Source organism: Stenotrophomonas sp. Marseille-Q5258 (genome assembly GCF_946900935.1).
Taxonomy (GTDB): domain Bacteria; phylum Pseudomonadota; class Gammaproteobacteria; order Xanthomonadales; family Xanthomonadaceae; genus Stenotrophomonas; species Stenotrophomonas nematodicola.
Genome location: NZ_CAMPPN010000002.1, coordinates 181,090 through 203,278, shown reverse-complemented (window position 1 = coordinate 203,278; position 22,189 = coordinate 181,090). Strand labels below are relative to the sequence as shown.

General features: G+C 66.7%; 23 protein-coding genes. 12 read left to right on the top strand and 11 right to left on the bottom strand.

Annotated elements, in window-relative coordinates; all coding sequences use genetic code 11:
- Positions 1 to 151: 151 nt before the first annotated feature.
- The 4 genes from OC534_RS02175 (at position 152) to OC534_RS02160 (ending at position 4,678) form a co-directional block, all read left to right on the top strand.
- Positions 152 to 1,030, top strand: a complete 879-nt coding sequence (locus tag OC534_RS02175) for a tryptophan 2,3-dioxygenase family protein (RefSeq protein WP_017354862.1) — start codon at positions 152 to 154, stop codon at positions 1,028 to 1,030.
- 242 nt (positions 1,031 to 1,272) lie between these two features.
- Complete coding sequence (locus OC534_RS02170) at positions 1,273 to 2,775, top strand: oligopeptide:H+ symporter (protein WP_017354861.1); 1,503 nt, start codon at positions 1,273 to 1,275, stop codon at positions 2,773 to 2,775.
- 35 nt (positions 2,776 to 2,810) lie between these two features.
- On the top strand, positions 2,811 to 3,389 hold the full coding sequence (locus OC534_RS02165; RefSeq protein WP_246864000.1) for a thioredoxin family protein: 579 nt from the start codon (positions 2,811 to 2,813) through the stop codon (positions 3,387 to 3,389).
- A 146-nt stretch (positions 3,390 to 3,535) separates the two neighbouring features.
- Positions 3,536 to 4,678, top strand: a complete 1,143-nt coding sequence (locus OC534_RS02160) for a hypothetical protein (RefSeq protein WP_229296524.1) — start codon at positions 3,536 to 3,538, stop codon at positions 4,676 to 4,678.
- A 12-nt stretch (positions 4,679 to 4,690) separates the two neighbouring features.
- Here OC534_RS02160 and OC534_RS02155 read toward each other — a convergent pair whose 3' ends face one another.
- Positions 4,691 to 5,182: a MarR family winged helix-turn-helix transcriptional regulator gene (locus tag OC534_RS02155; RefSeq protein WP_051008562.1), complete on the bottom strand. Its 492-nt coding sequence runs from the start codon at positions 5,180 to 5,182 to the stop codon at positions 4,691 to 4,693.
- Positions 5,183 to 5,311: 129 nt separating this feature from the next.
- Between OC534_RS02155 and hppD the strand changes: the two genes are divergently transcribed.
- Together hppD and hmgA are read left to right on the top strand one after the other, a co-directional pair.
- Positions 5,312 to 6,427 carry a 4-hydroxyphenylpyruvate dioxygenase gene (gene hppD / locus OC534_RS02150; protein WP_017354857.1) on the top strand — a complete coding sequence of 372 codons (1,116 nt, stop codon included), beginning with the start codon at positions 5,312 to 5,314 and terminating at the stop codon, positions 6,425 to 6,427.
- A gap of 132 nt (positions 6,428 to 6,559) precedes the next feature.
- A complete protein-coding gene (gene hmgA, locus OC534_RS02145; protein WP_017354856.1) occupies positions 6,560 to 7,864 on the top strand; it encodes a homogentisate 1,2-dioxygenase in 1,305 nt (434 codons plus the stop codon).
- Positions 7,865 to 7,977: 113 nt separating this feature from the next.
- Here hmgA and OC534_RS02140 read toward each other — a convergent pair whose 3' ends face one another.
- The gene (locus OC534_RS02140) at positions 7,978 to 8,499 is read right to left on the bottom strand and encodes a hypothetical protein (RefSeq protein WP_136004629.1); all 522 of its coding nucleotides are present in this window, start codon (positions 8,497 to 8,499) and stop codon (positions 7,978 to 7,980) included.
- Positions 8,500 to 8,632: 133 nt separating this feature from the next.
- Between OC534_RS02140 and OC534_RS02135 the strand changes: the two genes are divergently transcribed.
- A complete protein-coding gene (locus tag OC534_RS02135; RefSeq protein WP_262071296.1) occupies positions 8,633 to 9,199 on the top strand; it encodes a hypothetical protein in 567 nt (188 codons plus the stop codon).
- Positions 9,200 to 9,250: 51 nt separating this feature from the next.
- On the top strand, positions 9,251 to 10,207 hold the full coding sequence (locus tag OC534_RS02130; protein WP_136004625.1) for a sodium:calcium antiporter: 957 nt from the start codon (positions 9,251 to 9,253) through the stop codon (positions 10,205 to 10,207).
- A 32-nt stretch (positions 10,208 to 10,239) separates the two neighbouring features.
- Here OC534_RS02130 and OC534_RS02125 read toward each other — a convergent pair whose 3' ends face one another.
- From OC534_RS02125 to OC534_RS02090, 8 genes are all read right to left on the bottom strand, one after another.
- Positions 10,240 to 10,617: a Na+/H+ antiporter subunit G gene (locus tag OC534_RS02125; protein WP_017354522.1), complete on the bottom strand. Its 378-nt coding sequence runs from the start codon at positions 10,615 to 10,617 to the stop codon at positions 10,240 to 10,242.
- Positions 10,614 to 10,898: a K+/H+ antiporter subunit F gene (locus OC534_RS02120; RefSeq protein ID WP_017354523.1), complete on the bottom strand. Its 285-nt coding sequence runs from the start codon at positions 10,896 to 10,898 to the stop codon at positions 10,614 to 10,616. The genes OC534_RS02125 and OC534_RS02120 overlap by 4 nt, the downstream gene beginning before the upstream one ends.
- Positions 10,895 to 11,401, bottom strand: coding sequence for a Na+/H+ antiporter subunit E (locus OC534_RS02115; protein ID WP_017354524.1), 507 nt, complete (start codon positions 11,399 to 11,401; stop codon positions 10,895 to 10,897). Before OC534_RS02115 ends, OC534_RS02120 begins: the two co-directional genes overlap by 4 nt.
- Positions 11,398 to 12,933 (bottom strand): monovalent cation/H+ antiporter subunit D, encoded by a 1,536-nt coding sequence (locus tag OC534_RS02110; protein ID WP_017354525.1) that lies wholly within the window; start codon positions 12,931 to 12,933, stop codon positions 11,398 to 11,400. The genes OC534_RS02115 and OC534_RS02110 overlap by 4 nt, the downstream gene beginning before the upstream one ends.
- On the bottom strand, positions 12,930 to 13,319 hold the full coding sequence (locus OC534_RS02105) for a Na+/H+ antiporter subunit C (RefSeq protein WP_262071295.1): 390 nt from the start codon (positions 13,317 to 13,319) through the stop codon (positions 12,930 to 12,932). Before OC534_RS02105 ends, OC534_RS02110 begins: the two co-directional genes overlap by 4 nt.
- Positions 13,319 to 16,147 (bottom strand): monovalent cation/H+ antiporter subunit A, encoded by a 2,829-nt coding sequence (locus OC534_RS02100; RefSeq protein ID WP_153165050.1) that lies wholly within the window; start codon positions 16,145 to 16,147, stop codon positions 13,319 to 13,321. Before OC534_RS02100 ends, OC534_RS02105 begins: the two co-directional genes overlap by 1 nt.
- Before the next feature lie 358 nt (positions 16,148 to 16,505).
- Positions 16,506 to 16,991: an Mpo1-like protein gene (locus tag OC534_RS02095; protein ID WP_153165049.1), complete on the bottom strand. Its 486-nt coding sequence runs from the start codon at positions 16,989 to 16,991 to the stop codon at positions 16,506 to 16,508.
- 116 nt (positions 16,992 to 17,107) lie between these two features.
- Positions 17,108 to 18,034 carry a phosphoribosylaminoimidazolesuccinocarboxamide synthase gene (locus OC534_RS02090; protein ID WP_165699812.1) on the bottom strand — a complete coding sequence of 309 codons (927 nt, stop codon included), beginning with the start codon at positions 18,032 to 18,034 and terminating at the stop codon, positions 17,108 to 17,110.
- A gap of 143 nt (positions 18,035 to 18,177) precedes the next feature.
- Between OC534_RS02090 and OC534_RS02085 the strand changes: the two genes are divergently transcribed.
- Genes OC534_RS02085 through OC534_RS02075 form a run of 3 tightly spaced genes read left to right on the top strand, consistent with a single transcriptional unit; the run spans position 18,178 to position 19,720 of the window.
- Positions 18,178 to 18,507: a DnaJ domain-containing protein gene (locus tag OC534_RS02085; RefSeq protein ID WP_017354530.1), complete on the top strand. Its 330-nt coding sequence runs from the start codon at positions 18,178 to 18,180 to the stop codon at positions 18,505 to 18,507.
- Between the two features lie 43 nt (positions 18,508 to 18,550).
- Positions 18,551 to 19,228, top strand: coding sequence for a ribulose-phosphate 3-epimerase (gene rpe / locus OC534_RS02080; RefSeq protein ID WP_262071294.1), 678 nt, complete (start codon positions 18,551 to 18,553; stop codon positions 19,226 to 19,228).
- Between the two features lie 9 nt (positions 19,229 to 19,237).
- Positions 19,238 to 19,720, top strand: coding sequence for a GNAT family N-acetyltransferase (locus OC534_RS02075; protein ID WP_262071306.1), 483 nt, complete (start codon positions 19,238 to 19,240; stop codon positions 19,718 to 19,720).
- Between the two features lie 268 nt (positions 19,721 to 19,988).
- Here the strand turns inward: OC534_RS02075 and OC534_RS02070 are convergent, their stop codons facing one another.
- Positions 19,989 to 20,672: a GAD-like domain-containing protein gene (locus OC534_RS02070; RefSeq protein ID WP_262071293.1), complete on the bottom strand. Its 684-nt coding sequence runs from the start codon at positions 20,670 to 20,672 to the stop codon at positions 19,989 to 19,991.
- Between the two features lie 808 nt (positions 20,673 to 21,480).
- Between OC534_RS02070 and OC534_RS02065 the strand changes: the two genes are divergently transcribed.
- Positions 21,481 to 22,077, top strand: coding sequence for a hypothetical protein (locus tag OC534_RS02065; protein ID WP_262071292.1), 597 nt, complete (start codon positions 21,481 to 21,483; stop codon positions 22,075 to 22,077).
- The last annotated feature ends 112 nt before the right edge of the window (positions 22,078 to 22,189 follow it).

Genomic DNA, 22,189 nt, shown 5'->3' with positions numbered 1-22,189 from the left:
GGGCATGAGCGGCCCCCGGCAGCGCCCCCGCCAGACCGGCCTCCGCGCGCGGACCGCGCAGAAAGCCGCCCCCGGACGCCGGCGTAGGGAGCCCCCCGGGCGGGCGATGCGGCGGTGCGCTACCCTTTGTCCCCCTTCTGCGGCGCCCGCCATGTCTGTCGACAAGAACCAACGCGATCTCGAAGCCGGTATCCACACCGATCTGGAGGGGCGCCTGACCTACGGCGGCTACCTGCGGCTGGACCAGCTGCTGTCGGCGCAGCAGCCGCTGTCCAACCCGCCGCACCACGACGAGATGCTGTTCATCATCCAGCATCAGACCTCCGAGCTGTGGTTGAAGCTGCTGGCCCACGAACTGCGGGCGGCGATCGGTTTCCTGCAGCGCGACGAAGTCTGGCAGTGCCGCAAGGTGCTGGCGCGCAGCAAGCAGGTGCTGCGCCAGCTGACCGAGCAGTGGTCGGTGCTGGAAACCCTGACCCCGTCCGAGTACATGGGCTTCCGCGACGTGCTGGGCCCGTCTTCGGGCTTCCAGTCGCTGCAGTACCGCTACATCGAGTTCCTGCTGGGCAACAAGAACGCGCAGATGCTGCAGGTGTTCTCGCATGACCCGGCCGGCCAGGCGCAGCTGCAGCAGGTGCTGGACGCGCCCAGCCTGTACGAGGAATTCCTGCGCTACCTGGCCCGGTTCGGCCATCCCGTACCCGCCGCCTACCAGGGCCGCGACTGGCAGCAGCCGCACGTGGCCGACGATGCGCTGCACCCGGTGTTCGAGCGGATCTACCAGAACACCGACCGTTTCTGGCGCGAGTACTCGCTGTGCGAGGATCTGGTGGACCTGGAAACCGCCTTCCAGCTGTGGCGCTTCCGCCACATGCGCACGGTGATGCGGGTGATCGGCTTCAAGCGCGGCACCGGCGGCTCCAGCGGGGTGGGCTTCCTGCGGCAGGCGCTGGAGCTGACCTTCTTCCCGGAGCTGTTCCAGGTGCGCACCACCATCCGCAACGACGATCCGATGCCGCCGGACGCCTGATACGGCCGGGCGCCCCGGGCGCCCATTCATCATGACGCGATGATGACCGCCGGCGCGGGCGCAGGCCCCGCCGTTGCTGCGCCGACCGTCCGCCCCGGGGTCCGGAGCGTGCAAGTTCAGCGAGCGCGCGGCGAGCTGCACGAATCGGCGTGTATTTGACGTGAACGTGGTTGGTCTGGGATTCTCCCGCGCTGTTTCGCACATCGGACGTGCATGTCATCCACCGAACCCAGGAATCCCGCATGAGCGTAGACGCCGCCGCGAAATCCGTTCCCGAACCGGCGCTGCCGGAGTTCAAGACCACGCTGGGCCATCCACGCCCGTTGTGGATGCTGTTCATGACCGAATTCTGGGAGCGCTTCGCGTTCTACGGCATCCGCTGGGCGCTGGTGCTGTACATCGTCTCGCAGTTCTTCCAGGGCGACGCGGCCGGCCAGGCGGCCGCCAGCCGTACCTACGGCGCCTACCTGGCGCTGGTCTATGCCGCTGCGATCTTCGGTGGCTACGTCGCCGACCGGGTGCTGGGCTACCAGCGGTCGATCCTGACCGGCGCGGTGATCATGGCCGCCGGCCTGTTCATGGTCGCCATGCCCAACAAGGAGATCTTCGAACTGGGTCTGGCCACGATCATCATCGGCAACGGCCTGTTCAAGCCCAACATCTCCACGATGGTCGGCAAGCTTTACGGCCTGAAGGATGAGCGCCGCGATTCGGGCTTCACCATCTTCTACATGGGCATCAACATCGGCGCGATGATCGCCCCCGTGCTGACCCAGTACCTGGCCGAAGCGGTCTTCGGTACCCAGGCGATGCCGTCCTACAAGATGGTCTTCATCGCGTCGGGCATCGGCATGCTGATCAGCCTGGCATGGTTCTACGTCGGCCGTGCCGGCCTGAAGGGCATCGGCGCTCCGCCGGCAGGTGCCGAAGGGTTCGGCCGCATCATCATGGTGCTGGTCGGCTCGATCGTGGCCATCCCGGTCGCCTACTTCCTGCTCTCCACCGGCGCCACCGCGCTGGCCTGGATCCTCGGCGTGATGTTCGTGGCGCTGGGCGTGCTGCTGCTGGTCGAGGGCATCCGTGAGGGCAAGGTCCAGCGCGACCGCGTGATCGCGATGCTGATCATCTTCATCTTCAACGTGATGTTCTGGATGTTCTTCGAGCAGGCCGGCAGCTCCTTCACCTTCCTGGCCGACAACATCGTCAACCGCAATCTGGGCGGCTGGACCTTCCCGACCGCGTGGTTCCAGTCGGTCAACTCGGTGGCCATCATCACCCTGGCCCCGATCATCGCCTGGATCTGGATCAAGCTGGGCCGTGCCAATCCGTCGATTCCGCGCAAATTCGGCCTGGGCCTGCTGTTCAACGGCGCTGCCTTCGCCCTGCTGATGCTCGCGCTGTCGACGATGGTGGTGGACGGCAAGATCCCGTTCTGGACGCTGTTCATGGTCTACGTCATCCAGTCCGTGGGCGAGCTGTGCCTGTCGCCGATCGGCCTGTCGATGGTGACCAAGCTGGCCCCGGTGCGCCTGGTCGGCTTCGGCATGGGTGGCTGGTTCCTGTCCACCGGCATCGGCAACAACCTGTCGGGCATCTTTGCCGGCGTGGTCAGTGGCGAAGGCGGCATGACCGTCGAGTCGGCGCTGAAGGGCTACACCTTCGGCTTCTGGGCATTGATCGGCTCCGGCGCGGTGCTGTTCCTGATCGCCCCGCTGATCAACAAGCTGATGCACGGCGTCAAGTGAGGTCCGCGATGCGTACGACCCTGTGGTGGTCCCCGATGATCCTGGCCGGCCTGCTGGCCGCCTGTTCGCCATCGGCGCCCACTGCCGCGCCTGCGCAGCCGCTGGATACCTCCGAGCAGAAGCCGCCGGTCGCCGATCCCGGCGAGCCGGTGGCCTCGGGCAACACCCCGGCCGCCGCGGATATCGCCGCGGTCGCCGCGCTCAACGCGCAGTTCGACCCGGGCCGCGATCCGGTCGCGGACCTGGCCACGGCCAAGGTCGAAGCCCAGCGCGGCGGCAAGCGCATCGTGCTGGACGTGGGCGGGGAGTGGTGCTCCTGGTGCCACCTGATGGACGCCTTCATCGAGGGCGATGCGGAGATCCGCAGCTTCCGCGATGCCCACTTCGTGTGGATGAAGGTCAACTACAGCGAAGACAACGAGAACACGGCGTTCCTGTCGCAGTTCCCGGCGATCAAGGGCTATCCGCACCTGTTCGTGCTCGACGCGGACGGCACGCTGCTGCACTCGCAGTTCACCGGCGAGCTGGAGGCCGACAAGGGCCAGCCGAAGGGCTATGACCGCACGCGGTTCTTCGCCTTCATGAAGGACTGGGCGCCGCCGAAGGCGCCATGATCGACAAGGCCGCGGATTCCGCGGCCTTTTTTGTTGCCGGTGGCGCGTCGCCTGCTGCCGGCCCTACAGGTTTCAGCCGGGCTGCCGTTACCTCCAAGGACGACATGCCGCGCAGTTCGTGGCGCGCACCCAACGGATTGAAACGCATGCAGCCGGGCACCAGCGACAGCAGTTCCGATATCTCCCTCGACGGACCGGCCGGCGTGAGCCTGCCGCCTGTCGATGTCCTGCTCGACGATCACGGCACGCTGGACACCCCGGACGCCGAGGCCGATACCCCTGCGCCCGGTGCGATACGTTACCGCCTGCCGCTGGTCGCGGTGCCCGACAATGTGCTGCTCAAAGCCGCGGTGCAGAAGCTGGTGGAGCAGAAGGCCCAGCTCGATGCGCTGGCCCGCAACCCGGCGCTGGCCGGGCTGCTGCCGGCCGAGTGGCTGGGCAGCGGGCTGCGCGCGGTCGATCTGCAGGGCTTCGTGCTCTCGGTGCTGCCGTTTCTGCACAACGCGGCCAAGGCCGAGACCGCACCGGCGCGGCTGCCGCTCAAGCACGTGCTGGGCGACGCCGGGCGCTGGGACCGCGACGATGTGGCCGAGCCCAAGTCGCTGGCGTTCTTCCTGGCCAGCGACGACCGCGCCAGTGCGGGCGTGAAGGATCCGGCGGAGGCCTACCTGGTCGGGGCGCTGGGGTTGGCGTGGGTCCACGAAGGACGCACCCGGCCAGGCTTCCTGCGCCAGATGGGCTACGACAGCATGGCGGCGCGGGTCAGCATGCTGGCCTACCCCGAACCGGGGCAGATGGCGCTGTACAGCGTGACCGCCCACGGTGTCAGCCAGATCTGGTGCGTGCTGGACCGGCGCAAGTTGCGGCCGCTGCTGGCGCCCTGGATCAGCGTGCCGCTGCTGACCGCCTACGGCGTGGCCGCACCCGTCGCCTGGCCCACGTCGTTCCCGGCGGTGGACGAAGTGGCGCAGATGCTGGCCACGGCACGCACCGGCAAGGGGCCGGTGGAAGTGGACCTGGGCAAGGTCGCGGCCAAGATCGCGCAGGACGCTTCGGCGGAAACCTGGATGCCGGTCAGCCTGCTGCAGGTGGGCACCTGGGCACCGCGCTGGCGTTACTTCATGGCCACCTTCATCGGCCTGCCCTCGCTGCTGCTGGTGGTGGCCGCCCTGGCGCTTCCCGGCGCCATCGAAGCGGCGGCGGTCGCCGCCTCACTCGGCTTCGCTGGCGGCGCCATCGGGGCACTGGCGGCCCCGTGGGTGCATGCGCGCCGCAAGCACCTGAGCTAGCAGAGCCCGGCTCTACCCTTCGTCCATGCGCTGCAGGCCTTCCCCGGCCAGGCGCAGGATCAGCGTTTCCAGCATCTGCTCCTCCTCCTCGCTGAGCACGGACATCAGCTTGCGGGTGATCTCGATCACCAGCGGCGCGATGGTCTCGTAGACCTCGAACCCGGCCGCCGACAGCGCCAGCACCGAACGACGGCGGTCGTCGCCGTGGGTTTCACGCTTGATGAAGCCCCGTTCGAGCAGTCTGGCCACGGCGCGGCTGACGGCCACCTTGTCCATCGCGGTGCGATCGGACACCTCGCTCGCCGACGACCCCGGGTACAGGGCCAGGATGGTGATGACCCGCCATTCCGGGATCGCCAGACCATACCGGTCCCCATACAGCTTGGCGATGTTGCCGCTGACCCGGTTGGACAGCACGCTGAGCCGATACGGCAGAAACTGCTCCAGATCGAGCAGGGCGTGCGAGGCGCGGATGCTGTGGCTGGTGGGATCGGGCGGGCTCATGCTGCGGTGCACCTTGATGGTGGTTTCATGTGAAACTATAAACCTTCAGTCCGGACTCCGCATTCTCGCGGGTCTGCCTTCCTCCCGCACCTGGTTTTTTCCGATGCGGACTTGCTTTGGAGCCACATCATGAGCAGCCAACTGAGCACCGCGTCCCACGCACCCAACCCGGGCATGCAGGTCACCACCTTCGAAAACCCGATGGGCATCGACGGTTTCGAGTTCGTCGAATTCGCCGCACCGGCCGGCCGTGGCGCCGAACTGCACGCCTATTTCCGCAAGATGGGCTTCTCCGCGGTGCTGCGCCACAAGCAGCGCGCGATCACCGTCTACCGCCAGGGCGACGTCAACTTCCTGGTCAACGAGGAGCCGGATTCGTTCGCTGCCGACTTCGCCGAGAAGCATGGCCCGTGCGCCTGCGGCTTCGCCATCCGCTTCCAGAAGCCGGGCGAGGAGGTGTTCCAGATGGCGCTTGGCAATGGTGCCGAGGCGATCGACTTCAAGCCGGAGACCAAGGCGGTGCCGGCACCGGTGATCAAGGGCATCGGCGACTGCATGCTGTATCTGGTGGATCGCTACGGCGCCAACGGCAGCATCTTCGACACCGACTACGCGCCGATCGACGGTGCCGAGCAGCGTCCGGTCGGGTTCGGCCTGACCTTCATCGACCACCTGACCCACAACCTGTATTTCGGCAACATGCAGCAGTGGTCGGACTACTACGAGCGCCTGTTCAACTTCCGCGAGATCCGCTACTTCGACATCAAGGGCCTCAAGACCGGCCTGGTGTCCAAGGCGATGACCGCGCCGGACGGCATTGTGCGCATTCCGCTCAACGAATCCTCCGATCCGAAGAGCCAGATCAACGAGTACCTCGATGCCTACAAGGGCGAGGGCATCCAGCACATCGCCTGCTTCACCGAGAACATCTACGAGACCGTCGAAGCGATGCGCGCGCAGGGCGTGGAGTTCCTCGATACGCCGGAGACCTACTTCGACGTGATCGACATGCGCGTGCCCGGTCATGGCGAAGACGTGGCGCGCCTGGCCAAAAACAAGATCCTGATCGACGCCGATCCGGAAACCAAGCAGCGCAAACTGCTGCAGATCTTCACCACCAACTGCATCGGTCCGATCTTCTTCGAGATCATCCAGCGCAAGGGCAACGAAGGCTTCGGCGAAGGCAACTTCACCGCGCTGTTCGAGAGCATCGAGCGCGACCAGATGAAGCGCGGCGTACTGTAACGTGGCACGGGGCGACCCGGTCGCCCCACCGCCGCCGCACCGGGCAGCCGAGCGCGTCGCAACGCGCCGGGCTGCCGACGTGCACGAATGAACATACCGCCGGGAGCCGCCCGGCACCATGAGAGCCCGACCATGTCCACCTCCATCGCATCACGCGGCTACCAGACCGGCTTCGGCAACGAGTTCGCCAGCGAAGCGGTACCCGGCGCCTTGCCGGTCGGGCGCAACTCGCCGCAGCGGGTCGCGCACGGGCTGTATGCCGAGCAGTTGTCCGGTACGGCCTTTACCGCGCCCCGTGGCAGCAACCGTCGCAGCTGGGTCTACCGGATCCGCCCGGCGGTGACCCACGGCGAGTTCACCGCCTACGCACAACCGCATCTGCACAGCGACTTCGCCCACGGTGCGGTCTCGCCCAACCAGCTGCGCTGGAACCCGCTGCCGCTGCCGACCACGCCCACCGACTTCATCGACGGCCTGTACACGATGGGGGGCAACGGCGCGCCGGATGCGCATCACGGCGTGGGCATCCACCTGTACGCGGCCAATGCGGACATGCAGGGCCGCTACTTCTACAACGCCGACGGCGAGCTGCTGATCGTGCCGGAGCTCGGCCGCCTGCGCCTGCTCACCGAACTGGGCGTGATCGAGATCGAGCCGCAGCAGATCGCGGTGATGCCGCGCGGCGTCCGCTTCCGGGTCGAGCTGCCCGACGGGCAGGCACGCGGCTATATCTGCGAGAACTTCGGCGCGCTGCTGAAGCTGCCCGACCTGGGGCCGATCGGTTCCAACGGCCTGGCCAACCCGCGCGATTTTGAAACTCCGCATGCCGCCTTTGAAGACATCGACGGGGCGTTCGAGCTGATCGCCAAGTTCGGCGGACAGCTGTGGCGCGCGGACATCGATCATTCGCCGCTGGATGTGGTCGCCTGGCACGGCAACTACGCCCCGTACCGCTACGACCTGCGCCGCTTCAACACGATCGGTTCGATCAGCCATGACCATCCGGACCCGTCGATCTTCCTGGTGCTGCATTCGCCCAGCGACACGCCCGGGACCAGCAACATGGACTTCGCGATCTTCCCGCCGCGCTGGCTGGTGGCCCAGGACACCTTCCGCCCGCCGTGGTTCCACCGCAACATCGCCAGTGAATTCATGGGCCTGATCCACGGTGCCTACGATGCCAAGGCCGAAGGCTTCGTGCCGGGTGGTGCATCGCTGCACAACTGCATGAGCGGCCACGGCCCGGATGCGGCCACCTTCGACAAGGCCTCGGCAGCGGACCTGAGCAGGCCGGACGTGATCAAGGACACGATGGCCTTCATGTTCGAGACCCGTGGGGTGATCCGCCCCACCGCGCAGGCAATGGACGCTGCGCACCGGCAGCGCGACTATCAGCACTGCTGGCAGGGGTTGAAGGCCAACTTCCCCCGGCAGTAACCGCACGCGCCTCCACGCCGGTGTACGGCGTGGAGGCCCAATGAAGCCCGCGCCGCGCAGGCGACGGTCATGCGTTCCTAGCGTTTCTCGCCTTCCGCGACGGCATCGCGGGGTTACGCCAGACTGTGCTCGAAGCCGCCCGCGTGCGCCGCCGGCAGTACTTCCAGCAGGCGCTGCCGCACCCGTTCGGCGTAGCCGGGCGAGGTCAGTGCCGGTAGCGCCTGAAGAGCGCCGTGCAGCCCCTCGATCACGCCTTCATCGCTGCGTGCCTGCTGCAGGGCGTGGAACAGCGCTGCCGCGCGTGGATGACGCTGCAGTTCCAGAATGCCGAGCAGATAGATGCGCGCGGCCACCAGCGAGCGACGGCGCTCGACCGGGGCTGCCGCCCCGGTGCCGCGCGGCGCGGCGTTGGTGGAAGCCGGCACCGGTGCAGCCGCCGCAGGTGTGGAGACCAGGTACCCGGCCTGGATCAGCTGGATCACCATCGCCGCTGCCTCTGCGCCGACCAGGGCGGTCAGCTGCGGCAGGTCGCGCTGGCCGTCGCACAGGATCAGCAGGCGGCGCTGGCGCATGTCCAGGGGCGCACGGTGGGCCTGCAGAGCGGTGCGGGCGAGGTCGGTCTTGCGCGGTTGCATGGGCGAGGGGGTCGATGCGGTGCAGGCCGAGCCTGAACGCGGCAGGTGAAACGGCGATGACAGCCCTGCGCCCGCATGCAGCCACTGCACGGCGATCGCGCTAGGCTGCCCGACATCGACCGGAGGACACCGCATGAAGCAGCTGGGAAGCGTTCTGGCCCTGGGCCTGGTACTGGCCGTGGGGGCCTGCGGGCGAACCGCGGATTCCACCCCCACCAGCCCCATCGCTGCACCGGCGGCCGTGCCTGTCCCCGCGGCCGGGCCGGCGCGCCTTGACGGCTACGGCCCGGTGAGCCTGGACAGCACGCTGGACCAGGTGCGTACGGCCTGGAAGGAACCCCTGGACGGCGCGGTCCCCGATGACTACTGCCACTCGCTGCGGCCACAGGGCGCGCAGGCCGACGACGTGGTGTTCATGATCGAGGGCCGGCGCCTGGTCCGCTACGACGTGCACAACGACCGTATCGTCGCTCCGGGGGGTGGCAAAGTCGGGATGTCGCTGGGCGAGCTGCAGACGCTCTATCCGGACCGCGGCGACGTCACCCCGCACAAGTACGACGAGCAGGGCCACAACCTGCGCGTGCGCCCGGCCACCGAGGGCGGCGCGCTGATCAACTTCGAAATCGACCGCAACGGCACCGTCACCGACTGGCGGGTGGGGCTGCCGCCGCAGGTCGATTACGTGGAAGGCTGCCTGTAGGCCCGCCGTGGCTCTAGAATCGGCCCACGCCTGCCACCGGGGGATTTACCGATGATCGCTGCTGCCACATGGTTCGTACTGGGTCTGGTGCTGCTCGCGCTGGGCGGCGATTCGATCGTCAAGGCGGCCTCCGGGCTGGCGCAGCGCTTCGGCGCCTCGCCGTTCGTGGCCGGGTTGCTGCTGGTCGCCTTCGGCACCTCGCTGCCCGAACTGGTGGTCAACGCACGCGCGTTCGTGGTCGGTGCCGAGGCGCTGGCGCTGGGCAACGCCGTGGGCAGCAACATCGTCAACGTCGGCCTGACCCTGGGCATGGCCGCCCTCGCGGCGCCGCTGCTGGTGCGTGCACGGCTGCTCTCGCCGCTGCTGGTGCTGCTGGCGGTCTCCAGCCTGGCCCTGATCGTGTTCGGGCTGGATGGCGTGATCGCACGCTGGGAAGGCGCGGTGCTGCTGCTGGGCTTCGTGGCGGTGCTGGTATTTGTGCTGCGCCGCGCGCCGCACGAGTCCGAGCCTGTCCGCGAGGCGATTGCCGGCTACGCGATGACCCGTACCGGCCTGTTTCTCAACGTGCTGCGCGTGGTGTTCGCGGTGGTCTGCCTGTACTACGGCGCGCGCTGGATCGTGCAGGCGGCGCCGGTGTTCGGCGCGGGCCTGGGCTGGTCGCCGTTGCTGGTTGGCCTGCTGCCGGTCGCCATCGGCACCGCGCTGCCGGAAGTTGCCGCCGCCATTGCGGCCGCGCGCCGCGGGCAGGGCGACATGGTGCTGGGCCACGTCATCGGCTCGAGCCTGTTCAACCTGCTGGTGGTGGTGGGCGGCATGGCCGCGCTGCGACCACTGGCACTGCCCGAGTCGTTCGTGAAGCTGGAGCTGCCGGCGGCGATCGCCTTCGTGCTGGTGCTGTACCCGATGCTGCGCGGCGACCTGACCATCAGCCGCCGCGAAGGCGGCGTGCTGCTGGTGGCGTTCCTGGGCTGGGTCGCGTTGGAGCTGGCCTTGGCCACCGCGGGCTGACAGCGCGCGGCCACGGCCCTTTCACTGCGGTGTCAGGGCGTCTCGTCGCGGCGTGGTTCCGGCGGCGGCAGCGCTTCTTCCTTGGCCGTTTCATCGCCCGGCAGAGTGGGGCGCTTTTCCATCATCAGCGACAACGCGGCCTTGGCCATCATGTGCGCGCTGATCGGCGCGGTGATGAACAGGAACACGGTGATCAGCAGCTCGCGCGGCTGCGGGTCTTCGCCAAGGAAGATGTGGTAACACACCGAACCGACCAGCACGCAGCCCACGCCCAGCGTGCTGGCCTTGGTGGGTGCATGCAGACGCTTGAAGAAACTCGACAGTTTCACCAGGCCCAGCGCGCCGACCAGGATGAAGAAGCAGCCGAACAGCAGCAGGAGCGACAGCACGATCTGGATGAAGGTGATCATTCGACGATGTCCCGGCGCAGCACGAACTTGCTCAGCACCACCGTGCTGCCGAACCCGAGCATGGCAATGATCAGCGCCGCTTCGAAGTACACCGCCGAATTGAGGTACATGCCGAACAGCATCAGCTCGGCGATCGCCGTCACCGACAGGGTGTCCAGCGCGAGGATGCGATCAGGCACGGTCGGGCCGCGCAGCAGGCGCCAGGTGGCCAGCAGCATGGCCACGCCGACCACGTGCATGCACACCACCATCGTGGTCTGGATGAACATGTATCCGGTCATGGGAAAATCTCCATCAGCGGGGCTTCGTAGCGGGTCTTGATCTGCCGGATCAGCGCGTCCGGGTCGTCCAGGTGCAGTACATGCACCAGCAGGTAGCGGCGGTCGTCCGACAGCGCGGCCGAGACGGTGCCGGGGGTCAGCGTGATCATGCTGGTCAGCGCGGCGATGCCGTGGATGTTGGCGATGTCCAGCGGCAGCCAGATGAAGCCGGGGTGGATGCGTCGCTCCGGCCCCAGCACCTGGATCGCCACGCGGATGTTGGAGACCAGGATGTCCCACAGGGTCACCATCACCAGCTTTGGCAGCGGCCGCAGCGACCCGATGCGGGCGAACTCGCGGTCCAGCCGCGCCGCGAACAGCGGCACCACCAGACCCAGGAACATGCCGAGCACGAACTGGCCCACGGTGAAGCTGTCGGACATCAGCAGCCAGAACGCCACCACCATCACGCTCAGGGAGGGCGAGGGCAGCACGCGCTTGTACAGCGAAGGACGGGCGCTCATGGCTGGCGGATCTCCGGCGGGGTCGCGCGCAGGCCGTTCACATACTCCTGCGGCTGAAGCAGTTGGGTCGCCATCGCGTCGGTGTGCTGCATCAGCGGGCCAGCGAACAGGCTCATCGCGATGCCGTAGCTCAACAGCAGGGCCGCAGCGATGAGTTCGACGGTACGGGTGGGCGCCTTGCGCGCGGGCGGCGCGCCGTCCTCGGCTGCCGGCACGCGCCAGAACAGGCGGATACCGGCGCGGGTCAGACCGACGATCACCATCAGGCTGCTGCCCAGCACTGCCGTCCACACCACGCCGGTGTAGGCGGGGGGCATGCCGGCCAGCAGCGCGGCCTTGGCCAGGAAGCCGGACAGTGGCGGCAGGCCGGCCACGGCCACCGCGCCGATCAGGAACAGCACCGCCGGGGTCTGCTTGCCCGGCATTGGCGCGATGATCTCCTTGCGGTCGCTGGCGCCGCCTCGACGGCGTCGGATCAGGTCCGCCACCAGGAACAGTGCTGCGGCGACAAAGGTGCTGTGCGGCAGGTAGTACAACCCGGCCGACAGCACCTGCGGGGTGCGCACGGCGAAGGCGATGAACAGCGTGGCCGCCGACACCACCACCAGGTAGGAGACCAGCACCCGCAACCGTGCCGCTGCCATCACGCCCAGTCCGCCGAGGACCAGGGTGGCCACGCCGGCCCACAGCAGCCAGTCGCTGCCGTAGCCGGCCATCGCGCCGGCATCGTCGCCGAACCACAGCGTGCTCACCCGCAGCACCGCATACAGCCCAACCTTGGTCATGATCGCGAACAGCGCCGCCACTGCGGCCGGCGCGCGCGCATAGGCCTCGGGCAGCCACAGGTACAGCGGCATCAGTGCGGCCTTGCTGCAGAACACCAGCAGCAGCAGGCCCATCGTGGCCTTGACCAGCAGCAGGTGCGAAGGGGGCACCTCGGCGATGCGCTGGGACAGCTCGGCCATGTTGAGCGAGCCGAGCGAGGCGTACAGCAGGCCCAGCGCGATCAGGAACAGGGTCGAGGCGGTGACGTTGAACACCACATAGTGCAGGCCGATGCGCATGCGCAGGCCGCGCCCGCCACTGAGCAGCAGGCCGTACGAGGCGATCAGCATCACCTCGAAAAACACGAACAGATTGAAGATGTCGCCGGTCAGGAAGGCGCCGTTGAGGCCGACCAGCTGGAACTGGAACAGCGCGTGGAAGTGCGGCGCGCGACGGTCCCAGCCCGAGCAGGCGTGCATCAGGCAGGGAATGGCCAGCAGCAGCGTGGTGACCAGCATCCACGCCGACAGGCGGTCGGCGACCAGCGCGATACCCAGCCGTGAGGGCCAGTCGCCGAGCAGGTACACCGCGATGCTGCCATCGGCGGTCTGTGCGAACAGCAGTGCGACCGCCGCTGCCAGTGCCGTCAGCGTGATCCATGCCACGCTGCGCTGGACCTTGGGCCCGAAGCGGCGGTGCTCCACGAACAGCGAGCAGGCCGCGCCGAACAGGGGAATCAGGATCGGCAGGATCACCGCATGGTTCATGCGTCACCCTCCCGGCCAGACGCGGTATCGGTCGGCCCGCTGTCGGCGTCGTCTTCGTGCGCATCGACGTGGTCGCTATCGTTGTCGCTGCGGCTGCGCATGGCCAGCACGATGCTGACGGCGGTCATCGCGAAGGCGATCACGATCGCGGTCAACACCAGCGCCTGCGGCAGCGGATCGGTGTAGTTGCCCAGATCGCTGTCGATGCCCTCGCGCAGCACCGGCGCCTTGCCCGTGACCAGGCGTCCACCGGCGAAGATCAGCAGGTTGGTGGCGTAGGAGAGGAAGGTCATGCCGAGGATGACGTCGAAGCTGCGCGCACGCAGCAGCAGGTAAATGCCGATCGCGGCCAACACACCGATCGCGCTTGCCAGGGCCAGTTCCATCAGTGCATCTCCCCGGTTTTTGCCGAACGACGGTTGGGATCGATCTCGCCCTTGCGGGCGCTGCGGGTGCGTGACGGCTTGATGGTGCCCATCATCGACAGCATCAGCATCGCCCCGCCGAACACCACCAGGTACACGCCGGTATCGAACCCGATCGCGCTGGCCAGCGGCACCTCGCCGATCAGCGGGAGGTGCAGGTCCAGGTGGCCGCTGGTCAGGAACGGCACGCCGAACAGCATCGATGCGCTGCCGCTGATGATGGCGATCAGCAGGCCGGCACCGATGCAGCGGATGTAGTCGAAGCCGAAGCGCGATTCCACCGACGCGGTGCCCTGGATCACGTACTGGATCAGCAGCGGCACGGCCAGCACCAGGCCGGCGATGAAGCCGCCCCCCGGCGCGTTGTGGCCGCGCAGGAACAGGAAGATCGAGACGGTCATGGTCAGCGGGAACATGATCTGGGCCAGATCGGCCGGCACCGGCAGTTTCATCGGCGGCCCGGGCATGATCTGCTCCGGGGCCATCCGCGAACGCCGCAGCATCGCGTGAACCACCAGCGCAGCGATGCCGAACACGGTGATCTCGCCGAAGGTATCGAAACCGCGGAAGTCCACCAGGATCACGTTGACCACATTCTGGCCGTACGCTTCCGGCAGAGCGCGGGCGAGCAGCTCGCCGGCCATCGTATTGGGCGGCAGGGTCATCGCCGTATAGGCCAGCGCCGCCAGGCCGCCGCCACCGAGCACCGCGATCAGCACGTCTCGACCCTTGCGCCAGCGCGAGCGCTCCCGTGGCGACTGCGCCGGCAGGTAGTTCATGCCCAGCAGCATCAGCACCAGCGTGACCATCTCCACCAGCAGCTGGGTCAGGGCCAGGTCCGGAGCGGACAGGAACACGAAGGTGAGCGACACGATCAGGCCCACGCCACCCAGCAGCAGCACCGCCAGCAGGCGCTGGCGGTACTTGGACAACGCGCCGAACGCGCAGGCCATCATCACCAGCCACAGCCCCCAGCCGAGCAGCGGCAGCGGCTGCGGCGAGGGCCAGTTGGGCGAGACCGGCGTGGCCACGAACGGGGCTGCCGCGACGATGATCGCCACCACCACCAGCCCCAGCAGCATGCGCTGCAGGCTGCCGTTGGCCAGTGCCTGGGTCAGCCGATGGGCGAAGCCGAACACCAGGTCCAGCTGTTTGTGGAACAGATTGCGGCCGGTGGCGCGGGTGACCACCGCATGCAGATTGATCAGGCGGCGCAGGCCGAAATACAGGGCAATGCCGCCCAGCACGCCAACCGCGCTCATCGCCAGCGGCAGATTGAAGCCGTGCCATACCGACAGGCTGTAAGCCGGCATCGCCGGGCCGAGGATGGACGAGGCGGCGGCATGCAGCACCGGTGCGATGGTGATGGCGGGGGCGACGCCGACCGCCACACACACCACCACCAGAATCTCCACAGGCACCTTCATCCAGCGCGGCGGCTCGTGCGGCACGCGGTCCAGATCGTGCGGGCCCTTGCCGAAGAAGGTGTCGTGCACGAAGCGCAGGCTGTAGGCCACGCCGAACACGCCGGCCAGCAGGGCGGCGACCGACATGGCGATGCGCATCGCTTCCGGCCCCTCCGTGGTCAGCGCTTCGGCGAACAGCATTTCCTTGGACAGGAAGCCGTTGAGCAGCGGAATGCCGGCCATTGCCAGCGAGGCGATGATCGCCAGCGCGCTGGTGAAGGGCATCAGCCGACGCAGCCCACCGAGCTTGCGCATGTCGCGCGTGCCGGTTTCGTGGTCGATGATGCCGGCAGCCATGAACAGCGAGGCCTTGAAGGTGGCGTGGTTGAGGATGTGGAACACGCCGGCGACCACCGCCATCGGGGCGGAGAGCCCGAACAGCATCGTGATCAGGCCCAGGTGGGAGATCGTCGAGTAGGCCAGCAGGCCCTTCAGGTCGTGCTGGAAGATCGCATTCCACGCGCCGATCAGCAGGGTGATCGCGCCGATGCCGCTGACCGTATAGAAGAACAGGTCGGTGCCGGACAGGGCCGGGTGCAGCCGTGCCAGCAGGAACACGCCGGCTTTGACCATCGTGGCCGAGTGCAGGTAGGCCGACACCGGCGTCGGTGCGGCCATCGCGTGCGGCAGCCAGAAGTGGAACGGGAACTGCGCGCTCTTGGTGAAGATGCCCGCCAGCACCAGGAACAGGGCGTAGGGATACAGCGCACTGGCGCGGATCGCATCGCCGGCGGCCAGCACCGCGTCCAGCTCGAAGCTGCCCACGATGCGGCCGATCAGCAGCACGCCGCCGAGCAGGGCCAGGCCGCCGCCGCCGGTCACCACCAGCGCCATCCGCGCGCCCTCGCGGGCATCCTGGCGGTGCGACCAGAAGCCGATCAGCAGGAACGAGCTGATGCTGGTCATTTCCCAGAACACCATCAGCAGCAGCAGGTTGCCCGACAGCACCATGCCCAGCATGGCGCCCATGAACAGCAGCAGGTAGCAGTAGAAGCGGTGGGCGCTGTCGCGGGCGCTGAGGTAGTAGTGGGCGTACATCACCACCAGTGCGCCGATGGCCAGGACCAGGCCGGCGAACATCCACGCCAGGCCGTCCAGCCGCAGCGAGAATGCCAGCCCGATCTGCGGCAGCCACTGCCCGAAACTGCGGACGACCCCGCCGCCCAGGATGTCGGGGGTCAGGGTGGCCAGCAGCGCCAACCCACCCAATGGAGCGGCCGCGGCCAACCAGGCGGCCGTGGAGCGGGAGGTGCGTCGGAATGAAGCGACCGCCACGGCCATCAGGAAGGGCAGGGCGAGCAGCAGGAGCAGACTGGGATTCATGCAGGGAATGCGGGATTCACGAGCAGGTCGTTCAGTCTAACAGGCAGGCAATTGTCGCCGATACTCCCGAATACGCATCGAACTGCATGTAACGTGCGCTGATTCATTTTTTCAGCCTCGTCAGTGGGTCCATCCGGGAGCGTCGCGGGCCGTATGGAACCGATGGAGCGGCTTTGCCGAACGTGGCCGGTCGCAGGGGGTGCCGAGCGGGTTCCGGCCAGCAATGGCAGGGCCTGCGGAAGAAGGCGGACGGTCACGGAGCTGAACGCCAGCGTACCCGGATGGGGGCCTGATGGGGATGCTGGACGCCGGCGCGTGGACCGCCGGTGAGCCTGTCGCGTCGTTCAGGAAAGTGCGTTCAGAAGCGCCAGTCCAGGCGACGGTAGACCTTGGCCATCACCCAGGCCGGGCCGATCAACAGGTAGACCAGATCGGTGAGGAAGCTGGGCTTGCGGCCCTCGAATTTGTGGCCGATGAACTGCGCCACCCAGGCCACGGCGAATACGCCCAGGCCCAGCCAGAACAGGCCACGCAGGCCGATTTCGGCTTCCAGCAGCCGGCACAGGCAGCCGCTGACGAAGAACAGGGCGAGCATCCCGTAGCCGAGCCGGCGTGACAGACGGTTGTAGTAGGCCCACGCGGCGAACATCGCCAGACCGGCCCAGATCCCGTACTGGAACCAGGTGATCAACGGCGGCAGGCACCACAGCAGCGCGATCACCGACCACATGATCGCCGGCACCGCGATCACATGGATGCGCTGGTTGATCGCATTGCGGTGGTCGTCGGAATAGCTGGCGAAGTAGCGGTCGATGGGCCGCTCAAGCTGGGTCGTCGTGGACATTGAGCCTCCGGAGTGGGCACAGGATACTCCCGGAGCCCGCCCATCGCGGCGTCGCGTGTCCCCGCCCACCCACGGTCGACGTCCCCCGTCGCCGTTGCGGCGACGGGGGACATGCATCAATCGACCGAGATGCCGGCCAGGCGCTGCAGCGCCTCGGCGTACTTGGCGCGGGTGCGCTCGATGATCTCCGCCGGGATGCTCGGGCCCGGAGCGGTCTTGCCCCAGTCCAGCGTTTCCAGGTAATCGCGTACGAACTGCTTGTCGTAGCTCGGTGGGCTGGTGCCCACCTCGTACTCGTCGGCCGGCCAGTAACGCGAGGAATCCGGCGTCAGCATCTCGTCCATGATGTAGAGGCGGCCATCGGCATCGGTCCCGAACTCGAACTTGGTATCGGCCAGGATGATGCCGCGCTCGCGCGCGTAGTCGGCGGCGAACTTGTAGATGCGCAGGGTGGCGTCGCGCACGCGCTCGGCCAGGTCCGCACCGACCGCCTTCACCATCGCATCGAAATCGATGTTCTCGTCATGGTCGCCCACGGCGGCCTTGGTCGAGGGGGTGAAGATCGGCTCGGGCAGCTGTTCGGCCTGGCGCAGGCCGTCGGGCAGATCGATGCCGCTGATCTTGCCGGTGCGCTGGTAGTCCTTCCAGCCGCTGCCGATCAGGTAGCCGCGGGCAATCGCTTCCACCGGCACCGGCTTCAGCTTGCGGGTCACCACTGCGCGCTTGGCGTACAGCGCCGGGTCAACGCCCTCGGGCAGCACGCTGGCCACGTCGATGCCGGTCAGGTGGTTGGGCATCAGGTGCGCGGTCTTGGCGAACCAGAAGTTCGACACCTGGCAGAGCATTTCGCCCTTGCCGGGAATCGGATCGGGCAGCACCACGTCGAAGGCCGACAGACGGTCGGTAGCGACCATCAGCAGGTAGTCCCCCGGCGGAGTGCCGGCGGGCAGCCGGTCGCGCGGAATGTCGAAAACATCACGCACCTTGCCGCGATGGCGCAAGGGCAGGCCGGGGAGATCGGATTGCAACAACGTGGTCGGCACGGGCACTCCTGAGGCTTCGTCAAGACAGCTGTCCAGGGGACCCGGAGGGCCCGCACAGACAGCGGGCGGCCTAGTGTAAAGCGGGTTGGGCCCGCTGTGACGTAAAATGAGGCTCCTTTGTCGACCCGGCCGCCCTTACGACCATGCGCTGGTACGGAAAACTGCTCGGATTCATCGCTGGCGCCCTGCTTTTCAGGCCCAATCCGCTGTTCGGGGCCGTGGTCGGCCTGTTGATCGGGCATGCCTTCGACGCCGACTGGTTCCGCCTGAACAGGGAGAACCCCTACCGCGAGCTGGGGCTGACCTCCGAGGCGACCGACGCCGAGGTCGATCTGGCCTACCGCCGGCTGATCTCCCAGTACCACCCCGACAAGGTCGTCGGCGCCGCCCCGGAGCTGCGCCAGCAGGCCGAGCGCAAGTCGCGCCTGCTCAACGCCGCCTACGACCGCATCAAGACCCTGCGCAAGCGCTGACCCCGCGCGGCGCCTCCCCGTCCACGTCCTGAAGGCCCCGGCCATGTCCAACTGCATCATCGCCCCCTCCATCCTGTCCGCGAACTTCGCCCGCCTGGGCGAGGAAGTGGACAACGTGCTCGCCGCCGGTGCGGACTGGGTGCATTTCGATGTGATGGACAACCATTACGTGCCCAACCTGACCATCGGCCCGATGGTCTGCCAGGCGCTGCGCAAGCACGGCGTCACCGCGCCGATCGACGTGCACCTGATGGTGGAGCCGGTGGACCGCATCATTCCGGACTTCGCCGAGGCCGGTGCCACCTACATCAGCTTCCACCCGGAGGCCTCCCGCCACGTCCACCGCACCATCCAGCTGATCCGTTCGCTGGGCTGCAAGCCGGGCATCGTGCTCAACCCGGCCACCCCGGTGGACATCCTGGACTGGGTGCTGGACGAGCTGGACCTGGTGCTGCTGATGTCGGTCAACCCGGGCTTCGGCGGCCAGGCGTTCATTCCCTCGGCGCTGGACAAGCTGCGCGTCGTGCGCCAGAAGATCGATGCCAGCGGCCGCGACGTGCGCCTGGAGATCGACGGCGGCGTCAAAGCTGACAACATCGGCGCGATCGCCGCCGCCGGTGCCGATGCCTTCGTGGCCGGCTCGGCGATCTTCAACGCCACCTCCAGCTACCAGGACGTGATCGCGCAGATGCGCCACAACGTCGCCCAGGCCAGGGGCTGAGCCATGCCGGTGGCCACTGTGACCATCCGCGTGGCCACCGCCGACGATGCAGCGCTGATCCTGCGCTTCATCCGCGAGCTGGCGATCTATGAGAAGGCCGAGTCGTCGGTGCAGACCGACGAAGCCGGCATCCGCGCCAGCCTGTTCGGCGCCGATGCCACGGCGCACGCGCTGATCTGCGAGGCCGGTGGCGAGGCCATCGGCTACGCCGTGTACTTCTACAACTACTCCACCTGGCTGGGCCGCAACGGCATCTACCTGGAAGACCTGTACGTCAGCCCGCAGCAGCGCGGCAGCGGTGCCGGCAAGGCGCTGCTGCAGCACATCGCGCGTATCGCGGTTGCCGATGGCTGTGGCCGTTTCGAATGGTCGGTGCTGGACTGGAATGAACCGGCGATCAGGTTCTATGAAGCCGCCGGTGCGAAACCGCAGAGCGAGTGGACGGTGTACCGCATGGAAGGCGACGCGCTGCGGGAATTCGCCGCCGGCTGACACCGGGCAAAAAAGACCGCACCCTGGCTGCAAGGCTCCAGTGGAGCGAGAAGCTACGTGGCAGCGATGGCGTGCTGACGCGCGAAGCCCAGAAGCTGCGCGTGGATATGCAACTGGTCAACAGCCCGTTGCGGAGGTCGATTTTGCGAAGACAAGCGAAAGTTGAGAGCGCAGTCGGATGCTGAAAGCTCAATCTGGATGGCCGCCGCCGCTAAACGGCGGCGGCTTAGAGGCCGATGACAGTCCGACCTGGATGACCGGGCATGGGCTACTTCCAAACACCACGGTCTTTCGCTTCTTTCACGATGTCCACCATGATTTCTGGCTCTCCAAGTTGGGCTAGGAGCATGAGGTGTTCGACGGCCTTGACCTTCTTCAAATGATCGAGGCGACACGGCCCGCCCGCCCTCAAAGCCGGAGTGAAGGCATACATCTCATCGGGAGCCAAGTGCCCGAGCTGTTTCACTGCTCTTTCAAACATAGGCTTTCCAGCTTCGTCTTCCTCATCTAGATCGACCTTATCAAGGCGCTCCACCCAACTGGACGCTAAAAAGTCGCCTTTGCCTTGGCTCATCCACTTCGAATTGTCTTTTGGGAAGATCATTGACGTCATCGACAGGATGGTCATGCACGGGCCCGTTCGGGTTCCCCACACCATCAGTCGCCCGAATGCCGTCCGACCGATAACGTGGAAATCGTCGGTCCCGTACAGCGGCGTGCCGTAGATCCAGGCATTGAGGACTTCAGAATACTCACTTGGATCAGTCATCCAAAACAAGCCGCCTCCGTAGCCGGAAAAGCCATAGGCCTTCCAGTACTCAAGCAGCTTTTCAGGTAGCTTCCCGCGATAGAACGTCAGCGTAGATTCCCCTGCGGGTCGGGTATCCACTGCAGGACCAAAACCCGAGTTTCGATAGAAATACTCAAAATCTTCATCAATCATGCGGGTCATTTGCAACGCTCCAGTCCGCCATTCATTTTTGTCTTGCTTCTTTCGCTCACAGGCAATGCCAGCAGCTGGTACGAATGAGTTGAACGTCTGGCGCGCAGACAGACTTGCCAAGCAGCAGAGTGTCCGCAACGACAAGCTTCGACACCCCTCCACCTCACATGTAAGGGACGCCGCCAAGGTTTTGCTGGCGCACGTAGTTGAGGATACTGTTGAAGTGCTCTGACAGGTCACGGATTGACAGGCTGTATAGGCATGCTTTCGTACATGCGATACCCATCTGACCTGGACGCGGGCTCTCGTAGCCCTTCTGGACCGACGTGATCCTGTCCTTCGCGGGCAAGAGGCGGGGCGCGGCTTTTGCTGCCAGCTAGGGCGGATTGTGCTGTACGCAATGCGACAGAGACTCCGACCCATGACCCGCAATAGCGCATTGACGCCGCTGCCTTGGGGGTGCTGCTGGGGTATTGAATCAGTTGCTGCAAGCTGAGCGCCAATGCTGGCAACTGTTCTTGGGAATTAATCGGAGGCTGATCCTGCCTCCATCCGTCGTCCCTGCTATGGCCTTCCATTCTCCGGGCGCGCGATGACGCTTTGATGACGCATTCCCCGCTGCGTGCAGACGACGCAGAATCCTGTACCGCGGCGTCTATGTCGAAAGCGACAGCGCCACTCGCCCGCGCCGTGCTGGGCCACGCAGGCCATGCATGCACCGGCAACTGCGTGCATCCACGCGGCGTGCAGCGCATCGAGGCACGTCCACACGTTCCCGCTGCGGTTCGCGGGTACTCGTGTGAAAGGGGCGCGCCCTGTGCCATATCAGCAGCGACGTCGCACTATCGAGAAAAGCAATCAACGGGCTTCAGAAGACGGCCTGACGGGCTGCTACAAGGGAGAGGCGACCGGCGAACGTCCGCCGTTTGCTTCACTGCCACACAAGGAGATCAACGTGACGCTTCGGACTGCGATGGTATCTGTGGTACTAGGAGGGGTGCTTGCCACGGCACCGGTTGCCGTATTGGCGCAACGCGCTGACCACCCTGTCAGCATCACCACGAAAACGACCTATCCGGCGGGGTCGGTCGAAGCGGCATCCTGGCTCGACTGGATCGCGGGACGCTCGCCGGCGTACGCGCCGGTGTCCAGGCGCGGCACGGTCCAGGTGCTCACGACACGAGCAGGCTTGACCGGATCGAGCGTCGCGCGCGCGCCCAGCGCAGGCCCGCCCACGCCGCTGCCGAACGGCGGCAACCAAGGCGACGGGATGACCGTTACCTCCCGGGACGCGGCAGTAAGTACCGAAACCTGGGGCTACACCTTCCACAACGGCGCGTGGACACTGGTGGAGTACCACTACAAATCCGTCACCGTCGGCAAAGAGGATGCGCCGGAAAACCCAGGCGGCTGAATCGACGGTGTCCGGTTTCGTCGACACAGGGTGGCCCCGTGGGGCCGCTTTCCCACGCGTGATCGCGGCGTTCACCGCCCCCGACACAGCGCACTGCTAGCCTGCGCCTCCC